The organism is Ramlibacter sp., from assembly GCF_013697775.1.
Classification (GTDB): Bacteria; Pseudomonadota; Gammaproteobacteria; order Burkholderiales; family Burkholderiaceae_C; genus Ramlibacter.
Genome location: NZ_JACCWG010000292.1, coordinates 1 through 8,998 on the forward strand (window position 1 = coordinate 1; position 8,998 = coordinate 8,998).

Genomic DNA, 8,998 nt, shown 5'->3' on the forward strand with positions numbered 1-8,998 from the left:
GCGACGGCTTCGGCCACCTTGGCCTCCACCAGCGGCGCCGGCGCGTCGGGGTTGCCCCAGGCGGCGCGCAGTTCCAGCACGTCGCCGGCGAACACCGCATGCGCGGCCAGCGGCATGGAGCAGCTGCCGCCCATGGCGCGGCTCACGGCGCGTTCGGCGGCCGTTGCCAGCCAGGTGGCCCGGTGGCCCAGCGGCGCCAGCGCGTCCAGCAGATCGGCGCGCGCCGTCAGCACCTCGATGCCGAGCGCGCCCTGGCCTGCCGCCGGCAGCATGTCGTGCGGCTCGAACGCGCGGCGGATGCGCATGGACAGGCCCAGGCGCTTGAGGCCGGCGGCCGCCAGCACGATGGCGTCGTAATGCCCTTCGTCGAGCTTGCGCAGGCGGGTGTCGAGGTTGCCGCGCAGCGGCTCGATGCGCAGGTCGGGGCGCAGCGCGCGCAGCAGCACCATGCGGCGCAGGCTGGAGGTGCCGACCAGCGCACCCTGCGGCAGGTCTTCCAAACCGGCATAGCTGTTGGAGACGAAGGCGTCGCGCGGATCCTCGCGCTCCATCACGCAGGCCAGCGAAAAGCCTTCGGGCAGCTCCATCGGCACGTCCTTGAGCGAATGCACCGCGAGATCGGCCCGGCCTTCTTCGAGTGCAGTCTCCAGTTCCTTGACGAACAGGCCCTTGCCGCCCACCTTGCTGAGGGTGCGGTCCAGGATCTGGTCGCCCTTGGTGGTCATGCCCAGCAGGCTGACCGTGTGGCCGCGCTGCTCCAGCAATGCCTTGACGTGTTCGGCCTGCCACAGGGCAAGCCGGCTTTCGCGGGTGGCGATGACGAGCGCGCTCAACTGCTTCCCTGCTGTAATGCCTTGGAGGTAGGCGATGCTAGCATGCAGTCTTGCTGCACTGCGGCATACACCACGCCCGAGGGAGATGCATCCATGTCACCGCCATCGCTGCCGCCCGTCCGGCGCGCCAAGGACAACGAACGCCCGCTGCTGGACGACATCCGGCTGCTCGGCCGCTTCCTGGGCGACGTGATCCGCGAGCAGGAGGGCGTGGAGGCCTACGAGCTGGTCGAGCGCATCCGCAAGCTGTCGGTGGCGTTCCGCCGCGACGCCGACCACGAGGCCGACCGCGCGCTCAAGACGCTGCTGAAAACGCTGACCGGCGACCAGACGGTCAGCGTGATCCGCGCCTTCACCTATTTCAGCCACCTGGCCAACCTGGCCGAGGACCGGCACCACATCCGCCGCCGCGAGATCCACGAGCGCGCCGGCGACACGCAGGAAGGCAGCATCGAAGTCGCGCTGGCGCGGCTGCGCTGGGGCGGCATCGGCGCCAAGGCGGTGGCGCAGACCCTGGCGCACAGCTATTTGTCGCCGGTGCTCACCGCGCACCCGACCGAAGTGCAGCGCAAAAGCATCCTGGACGCCGAGCGCGACATCGCGCGCCTCTTGAACGAGCGCGACGAGATCCGCGCCCGCGCGCTGCCCAAGGACGCACTGGCGCCGCGCGAGCTGGCCGCCAACGAAAGCCAGATGCGCGCGCGCGTGATGCAGCTGTGGCAGACGCGCCTCTTGCGCTTCACCAAGCTGACGGTGGCCGACGAGATCGAGACGGCGCTGTCGTACTACGAAGCGACCTTCCTGCGCGAAATTCCGAAGCTCTATGCGCAGATCGAGCGCGAACTGGGCAACCAGCCGGTGGCGAGCTTTTTGCGCATGGGCCACTGGATCGGCGGCGACCGCGACGGCAACCCGAACGTCAGCGCCCAGACGCTGGAGTACGCGTTGCGCCGGCAGTGCGAGGTCGCCCTGCGCTACTACCTGACCGAGGTGTTCTGGCTGGGCAGCGAGCTGTCGCTGTCGGCCATGCTGGTGGGCGTGGCGCCCGCGATGCGTGCACTCGCCGACAGCTCGCCCGACCTGAGCGAGCACCGCATGGACGAGCCGTACCGGCGCGCGCTCACCGGCATGTACTCGCGGCTGGCCGCGTCGCTCAAGGAATTCACCGGCGGGGAGGCGGCGCGCCACGCCGTGCCGCCGCAGAACCCGTACTTGCGCGCCGAGGATTTCCTGGCCGACCTGCGCACCATCCGCGACTCGCTGCTGGCGCACCACGGCGAAGCGCTGGTGCTGCAGCGACTCAAGCCGCTGATGCGCGCGGTGGAGGTGTTCGGCTTCCACCTGGCGACGGTGGACCTGCGGCAAAGCTCCGACCAGCACGAGGCGGTGGTCGCCGAGCTGCTGGCCGTTTCGCGGCTGGAGCCGGACTACCGCGCGCTGGCCGAACCCGAGCGCCAGCAGCTGCTGCTGAAGCTGCTGTGCGACGCGCGGCCGCTGCGCGTGGTGGGCGCGGACTACAGCGAGCACACGCGCAAGGAACTGGCGATCTTCGAGATGGCGCGCACCATGCGCGCGCGCTTCGGTGCGCAGTCGCTGCGCCACTACATCATCAGCCACACCGAGGCGGTGAGCGACCTGCTGGAGGTGCTGCTGCTGGAAAAGGAAGTGGGCCTGATGCGCGGCACGCTGGACGACGGCGCGGTGAGCGACCTGATCGTGGTGCCCCTGTTCGAGACCATCGAGGACCTGCGCAACGCGGCGCCGATCATGCGCGCCTTCTATGGGCTGCCCGGCATCGCCAAGCTGATCCAGCGCTCGGGCAGCGAGCAGGACATCATGCTGGGCTACAGCGACAGCAACAAGGACGGCGGCATCTTCACCAGCAACTGGGAGCTGTACCGCGCCGAGATCGCGCTGGTGGAACTGTTCGAGCAGTTCATGCAGTCGCACGGCATCCAGCTGCGCCTGTTCCACGGCCGCGGCGGCACCGTGGGCCGCGGCGGCGGCCCGAGCTACCAGGCCATCCTGGCGCAGCCGCCCGGCACCGTGCGCGGGCAGCTGCGGCTGACCGAACAGGGCGAGGTGATCGCCTCCAAATACGCCAACCCCGAGATCGGCCGGCGCAACCTGGAAACGCTGGTGGCGGCCACGCTGGAGGCGACGCTGCTGCAGCCGACCAAGCCGGCGCCGAAATCGTTTCTGCAGGCCGCCGAGGCGCTATCGCGCGACAGCATGGCGGCCTACCGCACGCTGGTGTACGAGACGCCCGGCTTCGTCGACTACTTCTTCGGCGCCACGCCGATTCGCGAGATCACCGAACTCAACATCGGCTCGCGGCCGGCGTCGCGCAAGGCCACGCAGCGCATCGAAGACCTGCGCGCGATCCCCTGGAGTTTCAGCTGGGGCCAGTGCCGCCTCACCTTGCCGGGCTGGTACGGCTTCGGCAGCGCGGTGCAGCGCTTTTTGAACCACACCGAGGGCCGCCCGCGCAAGGAAGGCCTGGTGCTGCTGCAGAAGATGTACCGCCAGTGGCCGTTCTTTCGCACGCTGCTGTCCAACATGGACATGGTGATGGCCAAGAGCGACCTGGCGCTGGCCTCGCGCTATGCCGAACTGGTCACCGACGGCCGGCTGCGCCGCCGCATCTTCGGCGCCATCGAGGAAGAATGGCACCGCACTGCCGACGCGCTGTCGCTGATCAGCGGCGAGCGCCAGCGGCTGGCCGGCAACGCGGCGCTAGCGCGCTCGATCCGCCACCGCTTTCCCTACATCGACCCGCTGCACCACCTGCAGGTGGAACTGATGCGGCGCTGGCGCCAAGGGCAAACCGACGAGCGCGAGCAGCGCGGCATCCACCTGTCGATCAACGGCATCGCGGCGGGGCTGCGCAATACAGGTTAGGCCTGCCGCTGGTCGAGTAAACGGACCAGTTCGGCTTCCAGCGGCGGCAGGTCATCGCACACTGTCTGGTAGACGATGCCGTGGTCGATGCCGTCGTAGCCGTGGATGATGCGGTTGCGCAATCCGATCGCAAACCGCAGTCCCTCCAACGCTTCCAGCCAGGCGGGTTCGAGTTTGGCAATGCGCCCACAGGCTTCGCCCAGAATTTCCAGCTGCCGCTCGATGGCCGAGCGGCTCTTCTTGTCGGCCAGGTAGTCCTCTATCGATTGCGCGCCGAGGAACTCTCGCGCGGTGCGAGACGCCTCGATCGCGTCAAGCAGCAGCTTGGGGACTCTGTCCGTCATAGACGACCATCCGACTCCCGTCGACCGCTGCGCGGAAGAACGGATTGCTGATGTAGTGCGGGCTCACCAGATCGACGTGGCGCCCCAACAGCTGCTCCAACGCCTCTGCCAGCGCGATCCAGCGCCGCGCCTTGGAACCAGGTGCGCGTTCATCCAGCTCGACGAGAAAGTCGTAATCGCTCGTGTCGTCGCGGAACTCGCCATTGGCGGCGGACCCGAACAGCTCCAGCTGGGCGACCCCATACCGCCGGCACAACGCGGTGATTTCGTCCAGATGTGCGTGCAGGTGCGGCTCCATCCGGTCCATTATCCCCGCCACCTTCAATCGCCCAGCAGCTCGCCGATCGGTTTCAGGTGGTCGACGCGGTCGCAGACCGCCTTGACCGCCATCAGGATCGGGATGCCCAGCAGCAGGCCCCACACACCCCACAGCCAGCCCCAGGCCAGCACGCCGACGAACACGACCACCGCGTTCATGCGGCTGGCGCGGCTGGTGGCCCAGGGCACCAGCAGGTAGCCCTCGATGGTGTTGATCAGCAAGGAGACCGCGCCCACCCCCAGGGCCGGGTTCAGTTCGCCGAACTGCACGAAAGCCACCAGCATGGCCCCGATCGTCACGGCGATGGAGCCGACGTAGGGCACCAGGTTCAGCACGCCGGCCGCCACGCCCCACACCGCCGCATGGTTCACGCCGATGAAGGCGAAGGCGATGCCGGTGGACAGGCCCACCCCCACGCTGGCCAGCAGCTGCACCAGCAGGTAGCGCTGCATCTGCGCGTTGATCTCGTCCAGCGCCTGCACCACCAGCCGTTTCTCCGCCAGGCCCGGACCGGCGATCTTCACCACCTTGCGGCGGAAGGTGTCGCCCGACAGCAGCAGGAAGTAGGTGAGGAAGGTCACCACCACCGCCTGCCCCGCCATGTTGGCCACGCCCAGCGTGCCGGTCCAGAGATGGTCGCGCAGGTTGAAGCCGGCTTTTTCCACCACCACGCGCTGCACGCCGCGCGGCGTCGGCGTGGCCGGCCCGTTGGTGTCGTCGGCGGCCTTCTGCAGCTCGGCCGCGGCCTTCTGCACCGCGTCCACCGGCGTTTGCGGCCCGCCGGTGCGCTTGCGCACCGCATCGCGCAGCTTGCCGGCGGTTTCCGGCAGGCTGGCGATCAGCTGGTTGGCGTCGTCGGCCATGGAATACACCGCCGCGCCGGTGCCGCCCAGCAACCCAAGGATGAGCACCGCCGCGCTGAGCGCGCGCGGCACGCGCATGCGCGCCAGCGTGTCCACCACGGGCGACAGCGCATAGGTGAGCACCAGCCCGACCATGAGCGGGATGAAGAAGCCGCTGGCCAGCTTGAGCACGGCCAGGACCGCCAGCACCGCCATCACGCCCAGCCCGAGGCTGCGCACGTCCACCACCGGCATGTGCAGGGTGACCTGCGGCGGCAGCTTGGGATTGACCTTGGCGCGCGGCAGTACTTCGGGCGGGGCTTCGAGTTTGGGGTCCACGGTTGGCGTCTTTCGGTCGTCGTCGCTGGTCGGTCAGCCGGCGAGCGCTTCCCGGACCGCCGCCAGCTGGCGGCGCGACACCGCCAGCGATTCGTCGACTCCGTTGAGGCGCAGCGCCCAGCCTTCTCCCTCTTCAGGGTCGTAGTGCTTCTCGAGCGCCCGCACGGCCCGCCGCGCCACCAGGGCGTTGCGGTGGATGCGCAGGAACTGCATGCCGTAGCGCTCCTCCAGCTCGCTGAGCGAGCCGTCCAGAATATAGCTTCTGGTCGCGGTGCGGACGGTCACGTACTTGAGTTCGGCCTTGAAATAAAGCACTTCCGGCAATGGGACACGCTCGGTGCGCCCGCGGTCCTGGATCACCAGCACCTCCTCGTGTTCGGGCTGCGTGCCCTGGCGCGCCAGGCGGTACCGCTCGACTTTCTGCAGCGCCGCCTGCAGCCGCTCCAGCCGCACCGGCTTGGTCAGGTAGTCCAGCGCCTCCAGCTCGAAGGCGGCGACGGCGTGCTCGGCGTGCGCGGTGATGAACACCACGGCCGGCGGCTCGGGCAGCTCGCGCATGGCCCGGGCCAGCGCCACGCCGTCGGCGCCCGGCATGTGCACGTCCAGCAGCGCGGCGTCGAACGGCCTGCGCCGCAGGTGCTCCATGGCCTGCGCCGCATTGGCCGCCTCGGCCGCCACCACCGCCGAGGGCGCCGTGCAGTCGCCCAGCAGGGTGCGCAGCCGCGAGCGCGCGAGCAATTCGTCGTCCACCACGAGGATCTGCAAGGGGAAGTTCATGCGGGCGCCTCCGGCGTCATGCGGGCACCTCCAGCCGCACCTGGTACACCCCGTCGCGCAGGATGGTCTGGAACTGCGCCTGCACGTCGTGCAGCAGCCGCAGCCGCGCGCGCACGTTGTCCTGCGCCACGCCGTGGCCGGGGCGGCCCTGGCCGGCGGGCACGGTGTTGGTGACCTTCACCACCACGCTGCCGCCGCGCCGCTGCGTGCTGATCTTCACGTCGGCGCCGTCCGGGCTGGGTTCCACGCCGTGCTTGACGGCGTTTTCCACCAGCGGCTGCAGCACCAGCGGCGGCACGCGCGCGCTGCCGGCGCGCGGATCGATTGACCATTCCACCCGCAGGCGCTCGCCGAAGCGCACCTGCTCGATGGCCAGGTAGCGGCGCGCGATCGCCACCTCTTCCGACAGGGTGACCGATTCGCCCTGGTCCACCAGCGCGTGCTGGAACAGCTCGCCCAGGTCCTCCAGCAGCGCTTCTGCCTTGCGCGGCTCGTCGCGCACCAGGGCGATGGCGCTGTTGAGGCTGTTGAACAGGAAGTGCGGGCGGATGCGCGCCTGCAGTTCGGCCAGCTGCGCCGCCGTGTCGGCCGGCATGCGGCCCTTGGCGCGCAGCACCAGCGCCGCCACCAGCACCGCCGACAGAAATGCCCCGGCGCAGGCCGAAGCGACCCAGGGCGCGCGCTCCTGGAACCCCACCCAGGCCAGCAGCCCGCAGCCGTAGGCACCGGCCAGTGCGCCCAGCAGCACGCCGCAAGCCTGCTGCGCCGCCGGATGCAGGCGCGCCAGCAGGTTCTTCATGCTGCAGGCCACGATCAGCCAGGCCAGCGTGGCGGGCAGCGCGGCGCCGCTGGCCACCGAGAGGCGGATCGCCCAGTCGGCGGCGTTCGCCGCGCCGAACATGGCGCCGACGGCGATGGCAGCCTCCACGAACAGCACGGCGCGCAGCACTACCCCGACGTGGCAGGCGTCGAACAGCAGCGCCGGCGCCGGCCGCGAAGGCGGCCGGGTGGCCTCGTGGAAGGTCGATAAAATTTGCGAGTCGTTCATCTGGGGCGAAAGAACACCTTCATTATTGGTGAATCCCCCCAAAAAAAGGAATCCGGTCGCCGCATGAGCCAGTTAGACAAGAAGTCCGAGGCATGGTCCGCGCTGTTCAGCGAGCCTATGAGCGATCTGGTGAAGCGCTACACCGCCAGCGTGTTTTTCGACAAGCGGCTGTGGCGCGCCGACATCCGGGGCTCGCTGGCGCACGCGGCGATGCTCGCACGCCAGGGGATCATCACCGATGCCGACCGCGACGCCATCCACAAAGGCCTTGCGCAGGTGGCCCAGGAGATCGAATCCGGCGCCTTCGACTGGAAGCTGGACCTGGAAGACGTGCACCTGAACATCGAGGCGCGCCTGACGCAGCTGGTGGGCGACGCCGGCAAGCGGCTGCACACCGGCCGCAGCCGCAACGACCAGGTGGCGACCGACATCCGCCTGTGGCTGCGCGACGAGATCGACGCGATTGCCGCCCTGCTGCTGGCGCTGCAGAAGGCGCTGGTGGACGTTGCGGACAAGCACGTGGACGTGGTGCTGCCCGGCTTCACCCACCTGCAGGTGGCGCAGCCGGTGAGTTTCGGCCACCACATGCTGGCCTATGTGGAGATGTTCTCGCGCGACCACGAGCGCATGCTGGAAGTGCGCGCCCGCGTGAACCGCCTGCCGCTGGGCGCCGCGGCCCTGGCCGGCACCAGCTACCCGCTGGACCGCGCGTTCGTGGCGAAGGAACTGGAGATGGACGGCGTCTGCCAGAACTCGCTGGACGCGGTGAGCGACCGCGATTTCGCCATCGAGTTCACGGCCGCCGCCAGCATTGCCATGGTGCACGTGAGCCGGCTGTCCGAGGAGCTGGTGCTGTGGATGAGCCAGAACTTCGGTTTTATCCGCATCGCCGACCGCTTCACCACCGGCTCGTCGATCATGCCGCAGAAGAAAAATCCGGATGTGGCCGAACTGGCGCGCGGCAAGAGCGGCCGCGTGGTCGGCCACCTGATGGGCCTGCTGACTTTGATGAAGGGCCAGCCGCTGGCCTACAACAAGGACAACCAGGAAGACAAGGAGCCACTGTTCGACACGGTGGACACGCTCAAGGACACGCTGCGCATCTTTGCCGAGATGGTGGCCGGCATTACGGTGCAGCCTGAGGCGATGGAGCAGGCGGCGCGCCGCGGCTACGCCACCGCGACCGACCTGGCCGACTACCTGGTGAAGAAGGGCCTGCCGTTCCGCGATGCGCACGAAACGGTGGCGCACGCGGTGAAGGCGGCGATGTCGCACGCATGCGATTTGTCCGAGTTGCCGCTGGAGGTGCTGCAGCAGTTCAATGCGGCGATCGAGAAGGACGTGTACGACGCGATGTCGCTGCGCGGGTCGCTGGAGGCGCGCAACACGCTGGGTGGGACAGCGCCGGTGCAGGTGCGGGCGCAGATTGCGCGGCATCGTTCGCGGTTGGGTTCGTAGGCTTGCTGCACCGCGCGTCGCGGCAGGCGGCGCCCGACGCGGGCTCATACTGCGGCGGTCGGCGCTGCGCGCCGACTTCGCTGTGCTGATCGGGCTGGGACCGGCGCGGAGGAACTCACTACGCGCTCTGCGAGCGC

8 protein-coding genes are annotated in these 8,998 nt (G+C 69.1%); 2 read left to right on the forward strand and 6 right to left on the reverse strand.

Annotation, left to right across the window (positions count from 1 at the left end; translation table 11 throughout):
- On the reverse strand, positions 1-833 hold an 833-nt coding region (gene hemC / locus H0U68_RS14520; RefSeq protein WP_296356778.1), incomplete at its 3' end, for a hydroxymethylbilane synthase.
- Between the two features lie 93 nt (positions 834-926).
- Here hemC and ppc point away from each other — a divergent pair.
- Positions 927-3,734 carry a phosphoenolpyruvate carboxylase gene (gene ppc / locus H0U68_RS14525; RefSeq protein ID WP_296356780.1) on the forward strand — a complete coding sequence of 936 codons (2,808 nt, stop codon included), beginning with the start codon at positions 927-929 and terminating at the stop codon, positions 3,732-3,734.
- On the opposite strand, the gene H0U68_RS14530 is transcribed toward ppc, so the two are convergent.
- The 5 genes from H0U68_RS14530 to H0U68_RS14550 are packed head-to-tail and all read right to left on the reverse strand — an operon-like array spanning position 3,731 to position 7,403.
- Positions 3,731-4,078, reverse strand: a complete 348-nt coding sequence (locus tag H0U68_RS14530) for a HepT-like ribonuclease domain-containing protein (protein ID WP_296356781.1) — start codon at positions 4,076-4,078, stop codon at positions 3,731-3,733. The two genes, ppc and H0U68_RS14530, sit on opposite strands and share 4 nt — an antisense overlap.
- Positions 4,047-4,376 carry a nucleotidyltransferase domain-containing protein gene (locus tag H0U68_RS14535; protein WP_296356783.1) on the reverse strand — a complete coding sequence of 110 codons (330 nt, stop codon included), beginning with the start codon at positions 4,374-4,376 and terminating at the stop codon, positions 4,047-4,049. The genes H0U68_RS14530 and H0U68_RS14535 overlap by 32 nt, the downstream gene beginning before the upstream one ends.
- A gap of 23 nt (positions 4,377-4,399) precedes the next feature.
- Positions 4,400-5,578: an AI-2E family transporter gene (locus H0U68_RS14540; protein ID WP_296356785.1), complete on the reverse strand. Its 1,179-nt coding sequence runs from the start codon at positions 5,576-5,578 to the stop codon at positions 4,400-4,402.
- 33 nt (positions 5,579-5,611) lie between these two features.
- Positions 5,612-6,355: a LytTR family DNA-binding domain-containing protein gene (locus H0U68_RS14545; protein ID WP_296356787.1), complete on the reverse strand. Its 744-nt coding sequence runs from the start codon at positions 6,353-6,355 to the stop codon at positions 5,612-5,614.
- Between the two features lie 16 nt (positions 6,356-6,371).
- The gene (locus tag H0U68_RS14550; protein ID WP_296356789.1) at positions 6,372-7,403 is read right to left on the reverse strand and encodes a histidine kinase; all 1,032 of its coding nucleotides are present in this window, start codon (positions 7,401-7,403) and stop codon (positions 6,372-6,374) included.
- 63 nt (positions 7,404-7,466) lie between these two features.
- On the opposite strand from H0U68_RS14550, the gene argH reads away from it, so the two are divergent.
- A complete protein-coding gene (gene argH / locus H0U68_RS14555; RefSeq protein WP_296356790.1) occupies positions 7,467-8,861 on the forward strand; it encodes an argininosuccinate lyase in 1,395 nt (464 codons plus the stop codon).
- The last annotated feature ends 137 nt before the right edge of the window (positions 8,862-8,998 follow it).